The organism is Streptomyces sp. NPDC003016, assembly GCF_053591455.1.
Genome location: NZ_JBSFTV010000002.1, coordinates 216,747 through 238,128, shown reverse-complemented (window position 1 = coordinate 238,128; position 21,382 = coordinate 216,747). Strand labels below are relative to the sequence as shown.

The 21,382-nt window shown below is 70.1% G+C and carries 18 protein-coding genes and 1 tRNA gene; 1 reads left to right on the top strand and 18 read right to left on the bottom strand.

The features are described from left to right. Positions 1–32: 32 nt before the first annotated feature. The 9 genes from ACWDZ4_RS02510 to ACWDZ4_RS02470 all read right to left on the bottom strand — a co-directional run bounded on the left by ACWDZ4_RS02510 (position 33) and on the right by ACWDZ4_RS02470 (position 12,580). Complete coding sequence (locus ACWDZ4_RS02510; protein WP_451506610.1) at positions 33–1,139, bottom strand: LCP family protein; 1,107 nt, start codon at positions 1,137–1,139, stop codon at positions 33–35. 194 nt (positions 1,140–1,333) lie between these two features. Continuing rightward, complete coding sequence (locus tag ACWDZ4_RS02505) at positions 1,334–3,046, bottom strand: trypsin-like serine protease (protein ID WP_451506672.1); 1,713 nt, start codon at positions 3,044–3,046, stop codon at positions 1,334–1,336. Between the two features lie 271 nt (positions 3,047–3,317). Further along, entirely contained in the window at positions 3,318–5,480 is a 2,163-nt protein-coding gene (gene rho, locus ACWDZ4_RS02500) for a transcription termination factor Rho (RefSeq protein ID WP_451506609.1), read from the bottom strand. Positions 5,481–5,816: 336 nt separating this feature from the next. After that, a complete protein-coding gene (thrB, locus tag ACWDZ4_RS02495; RefSeq protein ID WP_451506608.1) occupies positions 5,817–6,737 on the bottom strand; it encodes a homoserine kinase in 921 nt (306 codons plus the stop codon). 260 nt (positions 6,738–6,997) lie between these two features. Beyond that, positions 6,998–8,068 carry a threonine synthase gene (thrC, locus tag ACWDZ4_RS02490; protein ID WP_451506607.1) on the bottom strand — a complete coding sequence of 357 codons (1,071 nt, stop codon included), beginning with the start codon at positions 8,066–8,068 and terminating at the stop codon, positions 6,998–7,000. Positions 8,069–8,074: 6 nt separating this feature from the next. Then, a complete protein-coding gene (locus ACWDZ4_RS02485) occupies positions 8,075–9,376 on the bottom strand; it encodes a homoserine dehydrogenase (protein ID WP_451506606.1) in 1,302 nt (433 codons plus the stop codon). Between the two features lie 110 nt (positions 9,377–9,486). Beyond that, positions 9,487–10,878 (bottom strand): diaminopimelate decarboxylase, encoded by a 1,392-nt coding sequence (lysA, locus tag ACWDZ4_RS02480; protein WP_451506605.1) that lies wholly within the window; start codon positions 10,876–10,878, stop codon positions 9,487–9,489. A gap of 16 nt (positions 10,879–10,894) precedes the next feature. Continuing rightward, complete coding sequence (gene nrtL, locus ACWDZ4_RS02475) at positions 10,895–11,953, bottom strand: ArgS-related anticodon-binding protein NrtL (protein WP_451506604.1); 1,059 nt, start codon at positions 11,951–11,953, stop codon at positions 10,895–10,897. 102 nt (positions 11,954–12,055) lie between these two features. Next, a complete protein-coding gene (locus ACWDZ4_RS02470) occupies positions 12,056–12,580 on the bottom strand; it encodes a response regulator (protein WP_451506671.1) in 525 nt (174 codons plus the stop codon). A gap of 138 nt (positions 12,581–12,718) precedes the next feature. Between ACWDZ4_RS02470 and ACWDZ4_RS02465 the strand changes: the two genes are divergently transcribed. Next, positions 12,719–12,790: transfer RNA gene (locus ACWDZ4_RS02465), tRNA-Arg, on the top strand. A 141-nt stretch (positions 12,791–12,931) separates the two neighbouring features. On the opposite strand, the gene ACWDZ4_RS02460 is transcribed toward ACWDZ4_RS02465, so the two are convergent. The 9 genes from ACWDZ4_RS02460 to ACWDZ4_RS02420 all read right to left on the bottom strand — a co-directional run bounded on the left by ACWDZ4_RS02460 (position 12,932) and on the right by ACWDZ4_RS02420 (position 21,366). Beyond that, positions 12,932–14,401 carry a tyrosine-type recombinase/integrase gene (locus ACWDZ4_RS02460; protein WP_451506603.1) on the bottom strand — a complete coding sequence of 490 codons (1,470 nt, stop codon included), beginning with the start codon at positions 14,399–14,401 and terminating at the stop codon, positions 12,932–12,934. Beyond that, a complete protein-coding gene (locus tag ACWDZ4_RS02455; protein ID WP_266383203.1) occupies positions 14,398–14,589 on the bottom strand; it encodes a helix-turn-helix transcriptional regulator in 192 nt (63 codons plus the stop codon). The genes ACWDZ4_RS02460 and ACWDZ4_RS02455 overlap by 4 nt, the downstream gene beginning before the upstream one ends. Positions 14,590–14,895: 306 nt before the next feature. Continuing rightward, positions 14,896–16,446: a YfjI family protein gene (locus ACWDZ4_RS02450; protein ID WP_451506602.1), complete on the bottom strand. Its 1,551-nt coding sequence runs from the start codon at positions 16,444–16,446 to the stop codon at positions 14,896–14,898. Further along, positions 16,443–17,369: a bifunctional DNA primase/polymerase gene (locus ACWDZ4_RS02445; RefSeq protein ID WP_451506601.1), complete on the bottom strand. Its 927-nt coding sequence runs from the start codon at positions 17,367–17,369 to the stop codon at positions 16,443–16,445. Before ACWDZ4_RS02445 ends, ACWDZ4_RS02450 begins: the two co-directional genes overlap by 4 nt. An 85-nt stretch (positions 17,370–17,454) precedes the next feature. Next, positions 17,455–17,928: a hypothetical protein gene (locus tag ACWDZ4_RS02440; RefSeq protein WP_451506600.1), complete on the bottom strand. Its 474-nt coding sequence runs from the start codon at positions 17,926–17,928 to the stop codon at positions 17,455–17,457. Positions 17,929–17,931: 3 nt separating this feature from the next. After that, positions 17,932–18,540, bottom strand: coding sequence for a hypothetical protein (locus tag ACWDZ4_RS02435; RefSeq protein ID WP_451506599.1), 609 nt, complete (start codon positions 18,538–18,540; stop codon positions 17,932–17,934). Positions 18,541–18,551: 11 nt separating this feature from the next. Beyond that, positions 18,552–18,740: a hypothetical protein gene (locus ACWDZ4_RS02430; protein ID WP_451506598.1), complete on the bottom strand. Its 189-nt coding sequence runs from the start codon at positions 18,738–18,740 to the stop codon at positions 18,552–18,554. Between the two features lie 26 nt (positions 18,741–18,766). Continuing rightward, on the bottom strand, positions 18,767–19,018 hold the full coding sequence (locus tag ACWDZ4_RS02425; protein ID WP_451506597.1) for a hypothetical protein: 252 nt from the start codon (positions 19,016–19,018) through the stop codon (positions 18,767–18,769). A 140-nt stretch (positions 19,019–19,158) separates the two neighbouring features. Beyond that, on the bottom strand, positions 19,159–21,366 hold the full coding sequence (locus tag ACWDZ4_RS02420; protein ID WP_451506596.1) for a cell division protein FtsK: 2,208 nt from the start codon (positions 21,364–21,366) through the stop codon (positions 19,159–19,161). Between the last annotated feature and the right edge of the window lie 16 nt (positions 21,367–21,382).

The following is a 21,382-nucleotide window of genomic DNA, read 5'->3' as shown; positions in this document are numbered from 1 at the left end:
ACTATTCCCCGGCTTCCGCTCGTCCGCGGCGGCTACCCGCCCGCGACGATCTCGCCCGCGTCACCCTTGTCGCCCGCCGAGTCCTTGGTCGCGGCGGCCGGTACGGGCCGGTCCTGGCGCAGCGCCTCCCAGACCTGCCGGGACTGGCGCTGGAGCGGGAGGACGCGGTTGAGGTCGGCCGGGTCGTACCGCACGGGCAGCGTCACCATCTTCATGTCGTCCGCGCCGATGCCCTTGAGGCCGCTCGCGAAGCCCGCCAGCTCCTTGACCGAGGCGAGGTCGGAATCGGTGGTGACGGTCCTGGTGGCGCTGTCGGCGAGGTCGTACAGCTTCTTGGGGCTGGTCAGGACGCCGACGTCCTTGACCTGGTCGATCAGCGCCTTCATGAAGGCCTGCTGGAGCTGGATGCGGCCGAGGTCGCTGCCGTCGCCGACGCTCTTGCGGGTCCGTACGAGGCCGAGCGACTTCTCGCCGTCGAGGGTGTGCGCGCCGGGCTTCAGGTGGAGGCGGCTCTTGTCGTCGTCGATGGGCCGGCTGGTGGTGATCTCCACGCCGCCCAGATCGTCGATGAGCTTCTTGAAGCCGGTGAAGTCGACCTCGATGTAGTGGTCCATGCGGATGCCGGACATCTTCTCGACGGTCTTGACCGCGCAGGCCGGGCCGCCCACCTCGTACGCCGTGTTGAACATCTGGTGCCGGCCGCCGGGGACGGCCGGGCCGCCGCTGTCCGAGGCGCACGCGGGGCGCTCGATCAGGGTGTCGCGCGGGATCGAGACGACACTGGCCTTCCTGTGGCCCTCGTACACGTGCAGGACCATCGCGGTGTCGGAGCGGGCACCGCCCTCGTCCTCGCCGTACCCGGCGTTGTCGCCCGAGCGGGAGTCGGAGCCGAGGACGAGGACGTCCATCGAGCCGTTGTCGACGTCGGCGGGGCGGTCGGTGCCGAGCCGGGTGTTGATGTCGACGCCCTTGAGGTTGCCGTCGAGCTTGAAGTAGACGTAACCGAGCCCGGTGCCGCCCAGCAGCACCACGCCCGCCGCGGCCCACGCGGTGACGGTCAGCGCCTTGGCGCGGCCGCTCGGCTCCTTCCGTCGTCTGCCGGTCCCCCGTATGCGGCTGCTCCTGCTCTGCTCGGCCATGTCTCTCCCCAGCCCTCGTTGCTTGCGGTACCCCCTGCCGCAGTGATCAAGCACGGTATGTCAGCACTTGTCAGACGACGGAACACCGTGAAGGGTCGCACAACGCCCTGTGGCCCCTGCTGGGAGCAGGGGCCACAGGGCGCGGGCGGAAGGACCGGGCGAGGAGGATCGGAAACCCTCCTCACCAGGGGTTTTCAGCCGAAGATGTTGTACTGCTGCCAGCCGGTTCCGATCTTGACCCGTGTGGCGAAGATCTCCGACGACGCCTTGCCGGTGCCCGGGTAGAGGTAGAGCGTGCCGCCGGGCGTACGGGCCAGGTAGTCGGCCCTGCCGTCGCCGGTGACGTCACCGGCCGCGTCGAAGGCGTTGTAACCGGTCCAGGTACGGACCTTCAGCTTGGCGCCGAAGGCGGCGGTGCCGGACTTGCCCGTTCCCCTGTAGAGGAACATCTCCGAGGTGCTGGACTTGCGCGCGATCAGGTCGGCCTTGCCGTCGCCGGTGAAGTCGCCGTTGCCGCGCAGCGAGCTGAACTGGCTCCAGCCCGTGCCGACCTTGACGCGGGTCGAGAAGGTGCCGTCGCCCTTGCCCGGGTAGATCCACAGCGCACCGCCGGAGTCCACGGACAGCAGGTCGGGCAGGGCGTCGCCGGTGACGTCGCCGGGGACGACGATCTGCTTCCTGGTGCTCCAGCCGGAGGCGATCTTCGTGTCGGCCCACTGCTCGGTGGACGGCACGTAGTGCCACCACCAGACATCGCCGGACTTGGTCCGGATGATCATGTCCTCGTAGTCGTCCCTGTTCAGGTCCGTCTGGAGGATCACGTTGGCGTCGCTGTAGTCGCCGACCGGGACGCGCGTGGCGAACGAGGTGCCCTTGGACGCGTAGGAGTAGAGCGTGCCGTCGGACGCGCTGCGGCGGGCCAGGACGTCGGACCGGTGGTCGTTGGTGATGTTGGCGTCGTCGACACGCGGGACGACGGAGCCGACGTACGTACTGACCTTGGCGTAGACGCTGTACGCGCCCTTCTCCACGCAGTTCTCGATGCCCCACGAGACCACGCCGACGATCCTGCCGCCGACGACCAGGGGGCCGCCCGAGTCGCCGTTGCAGGCCGTGACCGTACCGGTGTCCTGGCCGCTGGCGGGCTTGCCCGCGCAGACCATGTGGCCCTTGACGAACTCGTCGCCGAGCTCCCAGTCGGCGCACGTGGTGTCGGAGTTGATGGGCAGGCTCGCCCTGCGCAGCGTCGGCGAGATGTCGTTGCTGGTGGAGGAGGTTCGGCCCCAGCCGTAGACCGTGGCGGTGGTCCCCGGCTTGTACGACGTGGTGTCGTCCGACTTCGTGATGTTGATCGGCTTGACCTTGACCGGGGTGGCCAGGGTCAGCACCGCGATGTCGTTGTCGAGCGTGTAGTCGCTGTACTTCGGGTGGTTCCACTGGCGCCAGACACCGGTGACGGCGCCGCCGTGGTCCGCGTCGGTCGCCAGCTTCTCGGTGCCGGTGACGACGACGCCCTTGTCCTTCCAGTCGGCGCCCTTGACACAGTGCGCCGCCGTGAGGATCTTCGTCGGCGCGATGACGGCGCCGCCGCAGAAGAACGAGTTGTCGCCGTCCTCGTAGAAGAGCTGCGCCATCCACGGGGCCGACGCGATGGTGGTCGTCGTACCACCGATGACCTTCGGGTCGATCGCCCCGCCCGAGGAGAACCTCGCCGCCTCGGACGGCTGCTCGGCCGTCTTGGCCGCGGCCGCGAGGCGCGCTTCCAGCTCCGCCGGGGAGGGCGAGCTGACGACCGGCTTGATCGTGGGCGTGGGCGGCGGCACAGCGGCGTTGGCCGGGGCCGTCAGCATCACACCGGCGACGGCGGCCGCGATCGCGGTGGCCGCGGCCGGCACGGTTATGCGCATCCGGCGGCGGTGCTTCCCGCCCTGCTTGCCAGAGATCACTCGGGACTCCTGATTCAGAGATCGATGAGGACGCCCCAAATGGATCCCCCCACCTGCGGCCGGATGATCGTACGGCCGACTCCCGTACACCCATAGCCACTTGTGGCCAACCGGTGAACACAACTTGGCAACATCTGTGCACGGGAAACCCCTGTGGAGGGACGTGCGGCCGGGCACAGCGAAGCCGCCCCGCCACTTTCGTGACGGGGCGGCCGGTGCGGCGCTGCGGCGGTCAGTCGCTGCCGTTGCCCGAAGGGGTCGTCTTCGCGATCTGCATCAGGAACTCGGCGTTCGACTTGGTCTGCTTCATCTTGTCCAGCAGGAGCTCGATCGCCTGCTGCGAGTCGAGTGCGTGCAGCACCCGGCGCAGCTTCCAGACGATGGCGAGCTCTTCCGCGTTGAGGAGGATCTCCTCCTTGCGGGTGCCGGACGGGTCGACGTCCACAGCCGGGAAGATGCGCTTGTCGGCGAGCTTCCGGTCGAGCTTGAGCTCCATGTTGCCGGTGCCCTTGAACTCCTCGAAGATCACCTCGTCCATGCGCGAGCCGGTCTCGACCAGCGCGGTGGCCAGGATGGTCAGCGAGCCGCCGTCCTCGATGTTGCGCGCCGCACCGAAGAAGCGCTTCGGCGGGTAGAGCGCGGTCGAGTCGACACCACCGGACAGGATGCGTCCGGAGGCGGGGGCCGCGAGGTTGTACGCACGGCCCAGGCGGGTGATCGAGTCCAGCAGGACGACCACGTCGTGACCCAGCTCGACGAGACGCTTCGCGCGCTCGATGGCCAGCTCGGCGACGGTGGTGTGGTCCTCGGCCGGGCGGTCGAAGGTCGAGGAGATGACCTCGCCCTTCACCGACCGCTGCATGTCGGTGACCTCTTCGGGACGCTCGTCGACGAGGACGACCATCAGGTGGCACTCGGGGTTGTTGACCGTGATCGCGTTGGCGATCGCCTGCATGATCATGGTCTTGCCGGTCTTCGGCGGGGCCACGATCAGGCCGCGCTGGCCCTTGCCGATCGGCGCGACGAGGTCGATGATCCGGGTCGTCAGGACGCCCGGGTCGGTCTCCAGGCGCAGGCGGTCCTGCGGGTACAGCGGCGTCAGCTTCTGGAACTCCGGGCGGCCGCGGCCGGATTCGGCCGCCATGCCGTTCGCCGAGTCGAGACGGACGAGCGCGTTGAACTTCTCGCGGCGCTCGCCGTCCTTGGGCTGGCGGACGGCGCCGGTGACGTGGTCGCCCTTGCGCAGGCCGTTCTTGCGGACCTGGGCCAGCGATACGTACACGTCGTTCGGACCCGGCAGGTAGCCGGAGGTCCGGATGAACGCGTAGTTGTCGAGGATGTCCAGGATGCCCGCGACCGGGATCAGGACGTCGTCGTCGGAGACCGGCGGCGCGTCGCTGCCGAACTCCTCGCGGCCACGACGGCCGCGACGGTCGCGGTAGCGGCCGCGGCGGCCGCGGCGGCCGCCCTCGAAGTCGTCGTCGTCCTGCGGGCCGCTGTGCTGACCGCCACCCTGGCTGCCCTGGCTGCCCTGGCTGCTGCCCTGGCGCTGCTGGCGCTGGCCGCCCTGGTCGTCGCCCTTGCCGCGGTCACGACGCTCGCCGCGGTCCTGGCGGTCGCCACGCTCGCCGCGGTCCTGGCGGTCGCCACGGTCACCGCGCTCCTGGCGGTCACCGCGGTCACGCTGGTTGCCGCGCTCGCGACGGTCGCCACGCTGACCGCGCTCCTGGCGGTCCCCCCGGCGGCCCTCGGCGGTGTCGACGGCGGTCTCGGACTTGGCCTCGGCAGACTGCGTGTCCGTCCTGGCTTCCGTCCTGTCGGCCCTGACCTCGGCCTTTTCGGTCCTGGGCTCGGCCTTCACCTCGGTGGCGACAGCCGACTCGGGGCTGCCCGCCTGGGCGGTGGCGCGGCGCCGGCGGCGCTCGCCGACCGGCTGGTCGTCTCCCCCGAGCTCTCGGCTTCGCTCGAGCTGGGGGGCGTCCCCGGCCGGCTGACCGGGGATCTCGATCTGCTGCTGGGCCACGGCCTTTTCGGCGGCGGGCGCGGCGACCGTGGCCACAGCGGCCTCGTCTCCCGTACGCGCCTTGGAGGTGGCGCGGCGCTTCGGCTTGGTCTCGGCAGCGGAGCCGGCCTTCTCGGCGCTCTTCGCCGGGGACGAGCCCCCTGCCTGCGCTTCCTTGATGACCTCGATCAGCTGGCTCTTGCGCATACGCGCGGTGCCCCTGATCCCGAGGCCGGACGCGACCTGCTGCAGCTCGGCCAGGACCATGCCCTCGAGGCCGGTGCCGGAGCGGCGGCGCCGTACGGCACTACCAGTGGCAGCACCTGCGGCGGGCGCGGCGTTGTCGACATTCTTGTCGGCAGTCACGCCCATCAGATCGGTGGTGTCGCTCACGAAGGGTCCTTCCCTGGAGCGGACGTCGGCCTGTCTGGCTCGGCGACCGGTTGTGCTGTCCGACTGCGGTCTTGGTGAACCGTGCCGGGGCGGTGGTCCGCCGGATACGGCGGAAGAGATAAACGTGCTGGGGCCCGGCTCTGTGCATTGCCGGTTCCGGAGCGTGCTCGAAACTGCTCAGGCAGGCTGCTCAGGCAGTGGAGGAGGCTCCCGGAAGAATGGTGGTCCCGAACGGGGACACGATGCACCGCGCCACAAGGACGCCGGGTGCAGACTTGAGATTAACACTACCGGATCCAACAAATATTCCCCCTCTCGTTCACCGGCAATCGCGTGTCACTGGGAACCGAGCGGCAGAACGCTCGCTCCCGTGGCGTCGAGAGCCAGCCGGTTGGCCGCCCACCCCTCGCCCGCCAGCCGCGCGACCTTGTCCGCCGCACTGTCCTCGGCCAACGCGAGCACCGTAGGGCCCGCGCCGGAGATGACCGCCGGGATGCCGTCCGCGCGCAGTCGGTTGACCAGGGCCAGGCTCTCCGGCATCGCCGGGGCGCGGTAATCCTGGTGGAGCCGGTCCTCGGTCGCCGCGAGCAGCAGTTCGGGACGCCTGGTCAGCGCCTCCACGAGGAGGGCGGCGCGGCCCGCGTTGGCGGCCGCGTCCACATGGGGGACGGTGCGCGGCAACAGGCCTCGGGCGGTCTCGGTCAGCACCGGCTTTCCGGGGACGAAGACCACCGGAACGATGGAGTCCGCAGGGTCCATCCTGATCGCCCTGGCCGCTCCCCCGTCGGTCCAGGCGAGCGTGAAGCCGCCGAGCAGGCAGGCGGCGACGTTGTCGGGGTGGCCCTCGATCTCGGTCGCCAGCTCCAGCAGCGCGGCGTCGTCGAGCCGCGCGTCGCCGCCTATGGTCACCGCGCGCGCGGCGACGATGCCGGCGCAGATGGCGGCGGAGGAGGAGCCCAGGCCACGGCCGTGCGGGATGCGGTTGGCGCAGACGACCTCGAGGCCGCGCGGCTGTCCGCCGAGCAGGTCGAAGGCGGTACGGAGCGACCGGACGAGCAGGTGGCTCTCGTCGCGGGGCAGCGTCTCTCCGCCCTCACCTGCGATGTCGACGTGCAGCCCGGAGTCGGCGACCCGGACGACGACATCGTCGTACAGCCCCAGCGACAGGCCCAGGGCGTCGAAGCCGGGACCGAGGTTTGCGCTGGTGGCGGGGACGCGCACCCTTACGGCGGCGGCGCGGAACGCGGGACCGGCCATCGCTCGACGACTCTCCTTGTGGGACTGCGAGATGGGGGAAGACTGCGACATTGCGAAGGATGTACGAACACCCGACGGCCATGACGGCAACAGCACCGCGGCATATGCGGCGGGGCGGGTGGAGTACAGCCTATCGAAGGAAGGTTCTGTGACGACATAGGGCGCACAGGAGGCGCACGATGCGTGTCGCGGGCCGTCCTGTGCGCCTATGTCTGGCCTTACGGGATTTTACGCCCGCCGGGCCGGTGTACCTCCACGGCCTACACGAGGCCGAGGCGTTCCGCGGCGGTGGCGGCGTCCACGGGCACCGTGACCGGCTGCGGCGCTCCGGCCACCGCCCAGTCCGGGTCCTTGAGGCCGTTTCCGGTCACCGTGCACACGATCTTCTGCCCCGGGTCGACCTTGCCCTCGTCGACGGCCTTGAGCAGACCGGCGACACTGGCCGCCGAGGCGGGCTCGACGAAGACGCCCTCCTGGGAGGCCAACAGGCGGTACGCGGACAGGATCTGGCGGTCCGTCACCTCGTCGATGAAGCCGCCCGACTCGTCGCGCGCCGCGAGGGCGTACTGCCAGGAGGCCGGGTTGCCGATGCGAATCGCGGTGGCGACGGTGTGCGGGTCCTTGACGACCTCGCCGCGCACGATGGGCGCGGACCCGGAGGCCTGGAAGCCCCACATGCGCGGGGTGTGCGAGGAGATGTTGTCGGCGGCGTACTCGCGGTAGCCCTTCCAGTACGCCGTGATGTTGCCGGCGTTGCCCACGGGAAGCACGTGAATGTCCGGGGCGTCACCGAGCGCGTCGACGATCTCGAAGGCTGCGGTCTTCTGGCCCTCGATGCGGACCGGGTTGACCGAATTGACCAGCGCCACCGGGTAGTTGTCCGACAGGCTGCGGGCCAGCGTCAGGCAGTCGTCGAAGTTTCCGTCGACCTGGAGGATCTTGGCGCCGTGCACGAGGGCCTGGCCCATCTTGCCGAGCGCGATCTTGCCCTGCGGCACGAGGACGGCGCAGACCATTCCGGCGCGTACCGCGTAGGCGGCGGCCGAGGCCGAGGTGTTGCCGGTGGAGGCGCAGATGACGGCCTTCGCGCCCTCCTCCTTGGCGCGGGTGATCGCCATGGTCATGCCGCGGTCCTTGAAGGACCCGGTGGGGTTGGCGCCCTCGACCTTGAGGTGCACCTCGCAGCCCGTGCGCTCGGAGAGGACCTGCGCCGGTACGAGCGGCGTGCCACCCTCACGGAGTGTGACGACCGGCGTCGTGGCCGTGACCGGCAGACGGTCCCGGTACTCCTCGATGATGCCGCGCCACTGGTGGGCGCCGTTGGTGGTCATGGGTCCTTACTCCCCTTCAACACGCATGATGCTGGCGACACCGCGCACGGTGTCGAGCTTGCGCAGCGCCTCGACGGTCCCCGAAAGGGCGGCGTCGGGCGCGCGGTGGGTGACGACGACGAGGGATGCCTCGCCGCCTCCGTCCTGTCGGCTCTGCTGGCGCACCGTGTCGATGGACACGCCGTGCTCGGCGAAGACCGTCGCGACCTGGGCGAGAACACCCGGTTTGTCGGCCACATCGAGGCTGATGTGGTACCGCGTGACGACCTCCCCCATGGGGCTGACAGGAAGCTGGGTGTACGCGGACTCGCCCGGTCCGGTGGTCTCGGCGACCAGGTTCCGGCAGACGGCGACGAGGTCGCCGAGGACCGCGGAGGCGGTCGGAGCGCCGCCGGCGCCCGGACCGTAGAACATCAGCTGCCCGGCCGCCTCGGCCTCGATGAAGACCGCGTTGTACGCCTCGCGGACCGAGGCCAGCGGGTGGGTGAGCGGGATCATCGCCGGGTGGACGCGCGCGGTGACGGACTTGCCGTCGGCGGCGCGCTCGCAGATGGCGAGGAGCTTGACGGTGCAGCCCATGCGCTTGGCGGAGGCGATGTCCGCGGCGGTGACCTCGGTCAGGCCCTCGCGGTGCACGTCGCCGATCCTGACCCGGGTGTGGAAGGCGATCCCGGCCAGGATGGCGGCCTTGGCGGCGGCGTCGAAGCCCTCGACGTCGGCGGTGGGGTCGGCTTCGGCGTACCCGAGGGCGGTGGCCTCGTCGAGCGCCTCGGAGTAACCGGCTCCGCTCGTGTCCATCTTGTCGAGGATGAAGTTCGTCGTCCCGTTGACGATGCCGAGGACGCGGTTGACCTTGTCACCGGCGAGGGACTCGCGCAGCGGCCGTACGAGCGGGATGGCGCCGGCGACGGCGGCCTCGTAGTACAGGTCCCGCCCGTGCTTCTCGGCGGCGGCGTGCAGGGCCGCGCCGTCCTCCGCGAGCAGTGCCTTGTTCGCGGAGACGACGGAGGCGCCGTGCTCGAAGGCGGTGGTGATGAGGGTGCGGGCCGGCTCGATGCCGCCGATGACCTCGATGACGACGTCGATGTCGCCCCGTTTGACCAGGGCGGTCGCGTCGGTGGTGACCAGTGCGGGGTCGATGCCCTCACGGACCTTGGAGGGGCGCCGCACCGCGACCCCGGCCAGCTCGACCGGGGCCCCGATGCGGGCGGCGAGGTCACCGGCGTGCGTCGTCATGATGCGCGCCACCTCTGAGCCGACCACACCACAGCCCAGCAGCGCCACCTTCAGCGGACGCGTACGCATCATCCGACCTACGCCTTTCATCAGCACAGCCTTCTCTTGCTCGAGTGTGAACCAGTCTCACTCACCGGACGGGAGTTTCTGCCCCCGGTCCAGATTGCGAGACATTTATTTCATCACCCGACGTCGAGACGCAGGAGATCTTCCTCGGTCTCGCGCCGGACGATCACGCGCGCCCCGTCCTCGTTGACGGCTACGACGGGCGGGCGCAGCGCGTGGTTGTAGTTGCTCGCCATGGACCGGCAGTAGGCGCCGGTGGCGGGCACGGCGATGAGGTCACCGGGCGCGAGGTCGGCGGGCAGGAAGGCGTCCCGTACGACGATGTCGCCGCTCTCGCAGTGCTTGCCGACGACGCGGGTGAGCATCGGCTCGGCGTCGGAGGTCCGCGACACGAGCGCCACGCTGTACTCGGCGTCGTAGAGCGCGGTGCGGATGTTGTCCGACATGCCGCCGTCGACGCTGACGTACGTACGGAGCCCTTCCAGCGGCTTGATGGTCCCGACCTCGTAGAGCGTGAAGGCGGTCGGCCCGACGATGGCGCGCCCCGGCTCGACGGAGATGCGGGGGGTGGCCAGCCCGGCGGACTCGCACTCGCGGGTGACGATCTCGGTGAGCGCCTTGGCGATCTCGTGCGGCTCGCGGGGGTCGTCCTCGGAGGTGTACGCGATGCCGAGGCCGCCGCCGAGGTCGATCTCGGGCAGCTCGACGCCGTGCTCGTCGCGCACCTCCGCGAGCAGTTGCACGACGCGGCGCGCGGACACCTCGAAACCGGCCATGTCGAAGATCTGCGACCCGATGTGCGAGTGGATGCCGATGAGCTCCAGCCCGTCGAGGCGCAGGGCGCGGCGGACCGCTTCCGCGGCCTGCCCGTCCGCGAGCGCGATCCCGAACTTCTGGTCCTCGTGGGCGGTGGCGATGAACTCGTGCGTGTGGGCCTCGACGCCGACCGTCACACGGATCTGGACGCGCTGGCGCTTGCCCTGGCTCTGGGCGATGTGCGCGACGCGGACGATCTCCTGGAAGGAGTCGAGGACGATCCGCCCGACGCCGAGGCGTACGGCCCTCTCGATCTCCTCGGTGGACTTGTTGTTGCCGTGGAAGGCGATGCGCTCGGCGGGCATGCCCGCGTCGAGGGCGGTGGTGAGCTCCCCGCCCGAGCAGACGTCCAGGTTGAGCCCCTCCTCCTGGAGCCAGCGGACGACGGCGCGGGAGAGGAACGCCTTGCCGGCGTAGAACACGTCGGCGTCCCGCCCGAAGGCGTCGGCCCAGGCCCGGCACCGGGCGCGGAAGTCGGTCTCGTCGAGGAAGTAGGCGGGCGTGCCGAACTCCTCGGCGAGACGGCTCACCTCGATGCCGCCGACGGTGACGACACCGTCGTCGTTGCGGCGGACGGTACGCGCCCAGACCTTCTCGTCGAGGGCGTTGAGGTCCGTGGGCGGGGCGGAGTAGTGGCCCTCGGTGAGGACGTCGGCGTGGCGGGGCCCGGCGGGGTGTGCGGAACGGCTCATGGTCCTTCTGTCTCTCTCACAGATGTTCGGGTGCGCTGATGCCGAGCAAGGACAGGCCGCCGGCGAGCACCGTCCCGGTGGCCTCGGCGAGGGCCAGCCGGGAGCGGTGGGCGACCGAGGGTTTCTCGTCGCCGCGGGGCAGGACGGAGTGCGTGTCGTGGAAGCGGAAGAAGGCCTCCGCCACCATGTCCAGGTGCCGTGCGAGCCGGTCGGGCGCGCGGTGGCGGGCGGCGGCTTCGAGGGCGGCGGGGTAGTCGGCGAGGAGGCGGAGCAGCGCGGCGCCGCTCTCGGTTTCCGCTGTTTCCCCCGCGTCTTCCACTGCGTCCCCTTCTCCTCCCGCCCGGAAGCCGAGGGCGGTGGCGTTGCGGGTCAGGGCGCGGGTGCGGGCGTGGGCGTACCGCACCCGGAAGAGGGGGTTGGTCTCGCGCTGCACGAGGAGGTCTTCGGGGGCGGGGGCGGCCGTGGGCCAGATGAGGCTCCAGGCGGCGGCGTCACGCCCGAGCCGGGCGGCGAGGGCTGCGCTTCCGTCTCCTTCGGCGCCTTCTGGGCCTTCTGGGCCTTCGGTGCCTTCGGTGCCTTCTGTTTCCGTATCCGTACGCGCATCCGTCGCACTCGCGCTGCGGGTGACGGTGGCGCTGCGGATGACGCTCGCGCCCGCCGCACGGGCCAGCCGGGCCACGGCGTCGGCGCGGGGGCCGGACCCGACCGGGACGGCTTCTCCGGCGAGGGCGGCCCCGTGCCCGTACGTACGGCCCCGCGTCAGGACCGTACGTACGACAGAGGTGTGCACGCCGTGAGCGAGCGTGAAGTTCAGGAACCCGGGCCCGGTGACCTCGACCCCGGCGATGGAGGCGTCAGCGGCAAGGAGGCCGCGGAGGATTTCGGCAACCTCGCGGGCGGGGCGGCCGGTGGGGCCGGCGAGCTTGAGGGCGACGTTGGTGGCGTAATCCCCGCTTCCGCCGGGCCGCGGCCGCTCGACGACGGCCCGCTCCGGCACCGGCGCCCGCAGCACGTCCTCGTCGACGGCGCGACGCACGGCGCGCAGCACGGTACGGGAGAGCTCTGCGGGGGTCACGGGACAAGCGTATGGGAGGAGGGGGGTCGCTAGGCGAACCGGTTTCGCCATCCGGTCACCGCCGGGTCGATCGCCGCATCGACCATCACATCGGCCACCGCGTCAACCGACCGTACGCCCCGCCTGCCCGGCTTGGACCTCGGCTTCAGTTCCGGTTCCGGTTCCGGTTCCGTGCCGGTCGTCGGCGGACGGCGGAGTCTCGCGGTACATCAACTGCCGCACGACTCTGACCAGCTCGGCGGGCTCGAAGGGTTTGGAGAGGAAGGCATCGATTCCGGCAGCGAGACCGCTCTCCACCTCGTACTGCGTACACGCACTGATGATCGCGACGGGCAGACGGCTGGTCCGCGGGTCCTCCCGGAGCCGGGCGGCCGTACGCATGCCGTCGAGGCGGGGCATCACCACATCCAGCGTGACCACGTCGGGGCGGACACGGTGGACGACGTCCAGACATTCGGCACCATCGGCCGCGGTCACCACCTCGAAGCCCTCCAGCTCGAGATTGACCCTGATCAGCTGCCGGATGACCTTGTTGTCGTCCACAACAAGCACGCGGCCGGACACGCCTGGCACAACTCGAGAGTAGGTTGCGCCGCGGCGCCGCGTCCGGCTTTTCCCCACTTCCACTCGCACGGGGAAACCGGGGGCGGGACGAGGGCGGGGCGGGCTCGCGCGGGGGCCTGACGGGGGCTCCGAAATACCTGTTCCCGGGCACCCGGCAGGAGCTGGTAGTGTTCAACCCGTCGCCGCTCACCGCGGCGGTACGCCCCCGTAGCTCAGGGGATAGAGCAACGGCCTCCGGAGCCGTGTGCGCAGGTTCGAATCCTGCCGGGGGCACAGAAGCCGGACCAGCGTGATCAAGCTGCTGACCAGCGGAAGTGCCAGACATCAAGAGCCGGACCCAGTCCCACTGGGTCCGGCTCTTTGTCGTTGTCTATCACTGGTCCCGTGTGAGTAGCGTGTGAGCTCGCGCGGCCCTCACTGGGCGTCCGGCGCCCACCCCATGGCCTTTTCGATCTTCTTGTTGTTCAGCTCCTCATGGCCGTCGATGCAGCCCTCGTAGCGGCGGTGGATTACTTCCGGTGAGTTGCCCGCGCGGCGGGCAACTTCGGCTACTGGCACACCCGCGTTCAGCCAGTTCGTGATGCACGTGTGCCGCAGGTCGTACGGCCGGTGGGCGAGCGGGGAATCCACCTTCTCCGGCGGGAGGGCGATCGGCCGGGCCTCCTGCCAGACCCTCCAGTAACTGGACGTCCCGAGCACGGAGCCGCGCTCGTTGGCGAAGAGCCGGCCATCCTTCGCCGTGCCGAACTCCGCTATGTGCGCGCGAAGCATGGCGACCAACGTCGGAGGAATCGGGACCGGCCGGTCTGCCTTGGGCTCCCTGGACTTGAGCCCGCGCTTGTCGTGGCGCTGACCGGAGTCCGTCCACCTCTTGCCGGACACCGGCCGGGTCTCTTTGAGGGTGAGCGTTCCCCACCCTTTCACGGGGAGGTAGCAGTCTTTCTCCCGCAGTCCCACCGCCTCGGCCGGCCGCATCGCCGCGTACAGCTGACAGGCGAAGAAGGCGACGAGTCTGCGCCCGCGGTGCCGGTGGATGGACCCCACGTACGAGACGGCCGTGAGGAGCTGCTCGCCCTGGACTGCGTTGACCAGGACCCGGGGGTCCACCACATCGCCCTTGGTGGACCCCGTGCGCTTCACTCCCAAGAGCGGGTTCTCCTCCAGGTACCCGCACTCGATGGCGTACTCCATGGCCGTGTTGAAGCCACGGCGCCGGCGCTTGTACGTCTCCCCCGCTGCCGGGGTGTCGTCCAGCTTGAATGAGAGCCGGTACTGGACATCCCGCACCACTTTGGGATCAGCGAGGGATGACAGGGGCAGCGAGCGGTTCTGGAGCCACGTGCAGGCAGCCGCCAGCTCCTCCGGAGGGTCCTCGCTGTTATGTGCGGGTACGACCGCCCAGCGCATCGCCAGTCGCGTCTCCTCCGGCGTCGGCGCCTTCTTCCTCTCCTCCACCATGGCGAGCGCCACCGTGGCCAGGCTGTCGGCCAGACCCTCCCGGGTCTTGGCCGCTGCCGCGCGCCACCGGAGCGCCATGTACTCCCGGCTGAACTCCCACCACGACGGATCAGGGCGGGTGTTCTCCTTCGCCGCAGCCGCTCGGAGTTCGGACTCCGGCAGGCCGGACTCCACGTCGAATGCCTCTCCCTTCTGCATGGCCTGCCACAGCTGAGAACGGCGGCTCTCCGCCAAGGTCACCGTGGCGAAGGTTGCGTGACAGACCTTGCCGGCCACCACCCAACGAAGTTGGTAAGGAGCCCTCTTGCTGGAGATCTTGCTGATCTTCCAGATGCGTACCTGTGTGGAGAAGCTCGGTTCCTCGGACGCTGGCGGGCGCCCGCTGTGGCCAGGGCCCGGGGACTCGCTGGTCTTGCGGTAGGTCACGCGGCTTCCTCTCGGGTTGCGATCCAGCGGTCCAGTTCCGAGCGCCGGATGCGCACCGCGCCGTTCGGGAGTTTGATGGCCTTCGGGCCCTTCCTGAGCTGCCGCCAGCGGTAGAACGTCGCTCGCGGTACTCCGATCTCTTCGATGACTTGAGGGATGGACAACATCTCGTCGCGCGGCTTGGCCACGACTCCTCCTTGGGCGAGAGAGCAAGGCAGGTAGGGAGCTGAGCGCCTGATGGCCGCCACAGAAACCACGAAATACGCAGAAAGCCGGGACAGGTGCTCTGACCTGCGGGAACCCCGGTGGGGGTGGGCTGCCACAGAAATCACGGGAAGTCCCACAGAAATAAGGGGCCCGGGGTGGGCGGGTATTTGTGTGGGACTTCCGTGGGTTTCTGTGGCGGCGGCCTGCCTGCCGCCCCTGACATTGTTTGCGCAGGTCAGGGGCGGAGCGCGGTTATTTCTGTGATTCTGTGGTTTCTGTGGCGGGGGTCAGATAACTGGGTCGCTCAGCTGGGGGTGGATGAGGTAGCGCGGGGACGGTGGCCGACCCCGGCCTCCGGTGCGCAGCGCGGGCTGGCAGCGGACGTATCCGTGGTCCTCCAACAGGTCCAACGCGGGATCCAGGTCCGCCACCGTGGGGAACTCCGAGCGGGACAGCTTGACCATGAGGTCGCGCTTGCTGACCTCGCTCCACTGCTGGGCGCGCAGCACCTCCAGCACGGCATGAGCACGGTTGGCGGTGTGGTCGGCGCCCATGAGGTCGAAGACCACCAGGGCGTGGCCGGTGAAGTAGTCGATCAGCTTCACCGCCGCACGCATCGTGTCCGCGCTGACGGGCTCCGTGTGCCCGTTCGTGGGGTGCGCTGCCAGGTGCAGGAGACCTGCCAGGCGGCAGGTGGAGCCGCCCAACTTGTTGGCCCAGTTCCCCACATGGGCGAGATCACCGCCGCGCGGACGCAGCCGCGGCTCCTGCCTCTCCTCGAATGCGACGAGCACGTCGCCTGCCTCGGGGGAGAGCTGGAGTACCGCCGGGTCCGTCCAGTCCGCCAGGGACATGGTCAGGGCGGAGACGTTCTCCTCGTAAGTGGTGGCCACCGCCTCGGGGATCGGCTCGGGCAGGATCTTGCGGTGCCCGACCAGGGAGGTGGGCAGCGAGTAGAAGAACCTGGCCAGCAGGCCCCGGTCGTTGGCGCCCTTGATGCGGCCGATGTCCTCCAGGACGGACGGCTGCACCGTCAGGCCCATGGTCAGGGCGGGGGATTCGATGAACTCCTCCCGGCCCCGGCGGTCCACCCGCAGCCGGTCGCCTGCCTGCCCGCGCAGGAAGACGTCCAGGTTGGGGGTGCCGGAGTAGCGCCCGGCGATGATGTCGAAGATGCCGCCCTCTGCCGACATCACGGAGAGCCTGCCGCCCTGCTCGGCCAGCAGCGAGGCGATGACCTCGGGGGTGGCGTCATCGGCCAGCAGCCGGGGTTTGGCGGGCACCGTGACCGCCTCAGCGGCCTGGGCCAGACCGATGGCCTCGGCCACGAGCTGGTCACGCTTGTCCGCGTCCGCGCGGGCCGCCTTGACCGCCGCGTTGTCCGCGACCTCCTTGGCGAGCCTGGCGGTGATCTCCGCCTCCACGATCCGCCCTGCCGACTGGGTGACCAGCAGCGCCTCACAGCGGTAGAGCGGGTCGGCCATCAGGTTGAACACGGCCGACTTCCGGTTGCCCGGCGGCAGCGCGACCACCACGAACACGTTCACCGGCTCACGCCACCGGCCCCGGACGTGGACCACGGCGCGGCCCCCGGCAGCGGTGCCCAGCACCGCGAGCGCGAGACAGGCGGCCATGTCCACCGGCGTCTGCGTCTCCTCCGCGACCGCGCGCACGTAGTCACCCAGCCAGGCCGGGAAGACCTCAGTGGGAAAGGCCGGCAGTTCGCGGCGGGCGGTGATCGGGATCGGGTCTTCCCACGGCGCGGTGGCTGCCTGCTGTGCGTCCAGGGCCTCGAACCCGGCCCACAACTCCGAGCTGTCCACAGGCTGTGTGCTCATGCCGCACTCGCCTCCCCGGCGCCGCCCCGGAACAGGCCGGAGCGGATCGCGGTGCGGCACTCGGAGGCAGGCAGGCCGATCGACTGCCCGGCGCTCATCAGCTCGCCGATGACGGCGGCCTCGGTGAGGTCGCCGGTGCGAACCAGCCGGGCGAGGGCGTATGCCGCGCCGTACACCGCACGGTTACGACCGCCCTCGCGGGCGGACAGCACCTTTTCCAGCTCCCCCCGCATGGCGGTGGTGCTGTAGGCGTTGGCGTTGCGCATCCGGGCTGACAGCTCTGACAGCGGCATGGGGGCCGGTGCGGGCTTGGGGGTCAACAGGTCACTGAGCCACGCAGGGAGAGGGGCGGCAGGGGCCTCGTGAATGATCTCGTACGGCGCGCCGCCCACCACGCTGCCGGCCGCAACCACGTACCCGCCCCAAGCGCGGGTGTCGACCTTCCACCCCAGGCTGCCGCCCGTACTGCGTAGCGTCTTTCCCTCAGGAGCGGTGAAGTACAGGTGCTGTCCGCCACGGCGAGTACGCACCGTGTACGTCTCGGTCGGCAGCCGCTCCCCCGCGCGCTCGCACAGCACGGCGAACACGTCCAGGCCGTCCGCCATCCCCGCCCACTCCGGCGGCGCGGTGTCCGTCTCGTCCTTGGGGATGTCGAGGTCCACGACGACGAGCTGGGCGGGGCCGGTGGCGATGCCGACGTTGTACGAGGCTGCCTGCCAGCACGCGGTAATGTGCGCGGCGTCGAGGGTGGCGCGCTGCTCGGGGGTGCGGTGCCCCTCAGTGCACCGGCCGGAGCGGGGACAGTCACGCTCGGGGTGCCCGGCGGGCCGCTTGTCACCGGGCCGCAAGGGGAAGACGGGCCAACCGCGCTCAGCGGCGGCCAGTGCGGCGCACAGCAGCGCCGGGGCAAGGGTTGATGTCATGCTGGGGGTTCTCCTGTTTCTGCGAAGGGACGGAGAACCGGGGCGGTCGCGGTCTTTGGAGAGAGAGCGACCGCCCCGGGCGGATCTACTGGTTCTTGGTCTTGGCCCACTGGGCGTACTGCTGACGGACGTACTGACGCGGGTCGCCGTTCAGACGGTCGGGGGTGACTCCGTCGGCTTCCATCACGTGGCGGGCGGCGCGGGTTGCGAGGTCTGCCGCATCGTTGGTGTCGCCATCGTGGCCGAGTGCGATGCGGTCCAGGACGGCCGCTTTACGGAGCCAGAACTCCCGCCCGATGTCCTGGCCGAACGGCTTGTCGGTGGCGGCCTGGGCGGTCCGGCCGATCTCGCTGATGATGCTCGGGGCGGTCGCGTACGCCTCTTGCGCTGTCGGCCATGAATCCGAGTGCGGCCGGTGGTCGGCGGTGACGTACAGGCGGTCCTTCTCCGTGCCGCGTGAGGGGTAGCGGCGTACGGGGCCGGTGTCGAACAGGTCGTTCAGGGTGGTCGTGATGCGCTCGCTGTCGGCGGGGTCGCAGATGACGCGGATCTCGAACATGGATCAGATCTCCTTGGAGTTCTTGATGGCGGGCAGTTCGGGCAGCCCGGCCCGGGTGAGCTGGGCGGGGTCGAAGCCGGGCAGCGCCTCGCGGTGGATGAGCGCCTGGGCGAACTGCTCGGCGTAGGCAGCACCTGAGCGAGCGACTTCGATCTGTGCTCCGGCGCGCAGGGCTTCCACGCGCTCGACGTGGCCGTGTTCCTCGCGCCGTTCGACGGTGTGCCGCTGGTGTGCGAGGTGTTCGCGGCGATCGGTGCGCCAGTAGCGGGCCGCGATCCCGTACGCCGCGGCGGTGGCCACCGCCCACAGCAGCAGCGGCAGCGGCAGGCCGTCGGCGTATCCGGCGACCCCGGCCAGGGCGAGCGCGCCGGAGCTGGCGAACGCGGTCCCGGCGATCACCGGATCACCGGCCCGCCCCGCCGACGCGAAAGCGCCGGCCGCAGCAGCCCCAGCAACGAGCACGACCATCAAGGCCGCGTTGCCGACGCTGTGTTCAGCGCCGTTGGCGTTCCAGATCCGCCCCAGGATCAGCACCGTGGACGTGGCCACGGCGGGGGCCGCTTTCGGGGCGGCCAGGGCCAGCCAGTGGCGGGCGACGATCGGTTCGTTCATGGCATGCCCTCCTACAGATCGGGGAGTGCGTCAACGACGGCGCCCATGAGGCTGTTGACGGTGTCGGCGGCTCCGGTGGAGGCGAGGTAGAAGCCGAACATCATGGCGACGAACGCGCCGCCGTAGCCGACGACCTTGAAGCGGAGCATCACCGCCAGGGCGATGCCGAAGAACACGACGAGGGAGATGGTCAGACCCACGGGGGGGCCTCCTTCGCGGGTTGGGGTTAGCGGGTGCCGTCGCGGTGGATGCGGGCGGCGACGTTGAACAGGTGGCGGCCGATACGGATGCGCTTGCGGTCGCCGTGGCAGCGGCGGCAGGTCTTGCCGGGGCGGAGCTTGCCGCGCCGGTCTGTCTTGAGCGCGTATCCGAAGCCCTTGCACTTGCGGCAGTTGCCGAACGGGCTGGACGCACACAGCCCGATGTAACAGAGTGTGAATAGCAGGGTCAGCAGGCTAGCGGCGGCTGTGAGGGTCACGAGGGGTCTCCCAGGGCGGTTTCAGGGGTCGCCAGGGGCAGCCCGCTAGGTACTAGCAGGCTGATCAGGGCATATATGGGTTGCTAGCGGGGGTGCTAGACCTAGCGGGGTTGCCCGCTAGGTCTAGCGGCGGGGTGCGGCTAGCTCGCGTCCCGCTTTCCGTCACGCTCCGCAATCGCGGTGGTGAGCTTGGCGCGTTCGAAGCCGCGCCGGTTGGCGCCCTTGCCGTCCTCGGTCTTGCCCCACACCTGACCCGTGGGGACGCCGTACGGCTTGAGGGCGGAGGTGAGCTGTTCGGCTTCCCAGCCGCCGTAGACCTCCGGCCGCAGCTCCGCCAGCCGCGCGACGGCGACCTCGTTCCACACCTTCGGTTCCTCCGGTGCGACGACCGCCAGCAGGTCGCGCAGCAGGTCGTAGTTCGCCGCCGCGTCCGTCTCCGGGGCCTCCCCTGCCGCGTGACCGGTCAGGGTTCCGGCGTCCTCGCGGAGCTTGCGGGCCCGGGAGGCGATCGTCTCCGCGATGACCGCGTCCACGTACACCGAGCGGACGATGCGGGCGTCACTGCCTTCGCCGACGAAGTAGTGGATGCCCTTGTCTCCCCAGGCGAACATCGTGGCCCGCACCCCGCGCTTGTACGAGCCGGTGCCGAGGACCATGTCGTTCTCGATCTGGCCCATGACCTTCATGCAGAACCGGGTGGAGGCGTTCGCGCTGATCCCGGTCGGCAGGGACTTGGAGTCCGGCCGCTGGGTGGCCAGCAGCAGCGTGATCCCGGTGGCCGGCCCCCGCTTGACCAGGTCGGTGCAGATCTCCTCGAACTCCGCCCCGTACTTGGGGTGCTCGAACCACACCTGGCACTCATCCACCCCGATCACGATCGGGTGCAGACCCAGCTTCGGCTTGCTCGCCAGCTCGGAGGTGACCTTGGACTCCGGGCAGATGTCGCGGGGCAGTGAGCGGATCATCTTCGCCCGGCGGCGCAGTTCCTCCCGCAGGGCCCGCAGGTCCGCAATCGCGTACTCGATGTCCTCCTCGTCTTCCCCGGCGCGGTGGCGGTGGGAGCACTTCTCCCCCACCGGGTCCAGGTCGCCGGTGCCCTTGAGGTCGTAGGTGTGCAGCTCAGCGCGGGGGTCCAGGGCCGCGATGAGCAGCAGCAGACGCAGCAGGAACGTCTTGCCCATGCGGGGGATGGCCCCGACGATGCCCGCGATGTACATCAGCGAGAGGTTCACCCAGCGTCCGCGCTGGTCTGTGCCGAACGCGGTTGGCTTGAACAGGTCCACGGACCCGGACTTGGCCAGCGGCCAAACCGGCTGCTTGGCCTTGGACATGTCCTGATCCCCCACCCACAGCACGAGGCGTCCGGTGTGCTCGTCCGGCACCGCCTCCGGCCACACGCACCCAAGAGGCCGGCGCAGGCCGGAGGCCAGGCGGTCGCGGCGGTCCATCACGTCCGAGACGGTCACGCCGTAGGGCAGGTCTCCTTCCGCGCGCCAGCCGGGGCCGTCGCGGGTGATCGGCGCGGTGAACACGAACCCTTCCCGCCCCTTGGCCACAGCCTGGTTGATCTGCGAAATCGACAGGGCCGCCAGGGCGCGCAGCACGATGTCCGACGTGAGCTTCTGCGCCTTGGGCAGCTCCACCGCCCGGTTGATCACTGGTGCGTCCGGCGACTCACCCGCGTAGCCGAGTGCCATCAGCACCGCGCCAACCGAGACCGCCATCAGCCAGGTGGGGGCCAGCACGTACAGGGCAAGCGCCGCCCCCAGGCCGATGACCGAAGCCAGGACGACGACCAGCGTCCGCAGCCGTACCCGGCCGTCGCGCTGACGAGAGAGCTTGAGGTAGGTGGCCGCGTCCTCCTTCTGGACCATGGCCAGACGTACCGGCTCGCCCTCCTTGTCAGCCACCCATCGCATGGTGCCGCCGACGAACTTCGCCGCACCGCGCGGCGACTGGAGGGCGAGGCGGGCGGCGTAGGCCGGGGAACGGAAGGCGTGATACCCGGCCATGTGGCCGTAGTGCCGGGCCACCCAACCGGCAGCCGTCTTCAGCTCGTCGGTGGACTTCAGCCACTCGGGAACGACCTGGCGGCGCTTGGCCCCGGCCAGCCGCCCCAGGTAGCCGGGGCCCTTCTGCGTAGGGCCGTCCACCATGATGCGGGCGGTCGGATCACCCGACTCGGTGACGCTCTCGGGTGTCGGGTCGGGGGCGGTGGGGTCGGCCGACTCGCGGGCGGAGCGGGCCTTGTCCAGGTCCACCACTTCCGCGCCCGGGCTGGGCTCGGAGTCGGCGGCCATGTCGGCTTCGAGCCGGTTGAATAGTTCGCTTTCGTCGTCGTGATTCACTGCTGATTCCTTCCGG

Excerpts from the sequence above, each read along its gene's own strand:
- ACWDZ4_RS02510 (WP_451506610.1), bottom strand. The coding sequence starts at position 1,139 with ATGGCCGAGCAGAGCAGGAGCAGCCGCATACGGGGGACCGGCAGACGA.
- ACWDZ4_RS02505 (WP_451506672.1), bottom strand. The coding sequence starts at position 3,046 with ATGCGCATAACCGTGCCGGCCGCGGCCACCGCGATCGCGGCCGCCGTC.
- thrB (WP_451506608.1), bottom strand. The coding sequence starts at position 6,737 with ATGGCCGGTCCCGCGTTCCGCGCCGCCGCCGTAAGGGTGCGCGTCCCC.
- thrC (WP_451506607.1), bottom strand. The coding sequence starts at position 8,068 with ATGACCACCAACGGCGCCCACCAGTGGCGCGGCATCATCGAGGAGTAC.
- ACWDZ4_RS02485 (WP_451506606.1), bottom strand. The coding sequence starts at position 9,376 with ATGATGCGTACGCGTCCGCTGAAGGTGGCGCTGCTGGGCTGTGGTGTG.
- lysA (WP_451506605.1), bottom strand. The coding sequence starts at position 10,878 with ATGAGCCGTTCCGCACACCCCGCCGGGCCCCGCCACGCCGACGTCCTC.
- ACWDZ4_RS02450 (WP_451506602.1), bottom strand. The coding sequence starts at position 16,446 with ATGAGCACACAGCCTGTGGACAGCTCGGAGTTGTGGGCCGGGTTCGAG.
- ACWDZ4_RS02445 (WP_451506601.1), bottom strand. The coding sequence starts at position 17,369 with ATGACATCAACCCTTGCCCCGGCGCTGCTGTGCGCCGCACTGGCCGCC.
- ACWDZ4_RS02440 (WP_451506600.1), bottom strand. The coding sequence starts at position 17,928 with ATGTTCGAGATCCGCGTCATCTGCGACCCCGCCGACAGCGAGCGCATC.
- ACWDZ4_RS02435 (WP_451506599.1), bottom strand. The coding sequence starts at position 18,540 with ATGAACGAACCGATCGTCGCCCGCCACTGGCTGGCCCTGGCCGCCCCG.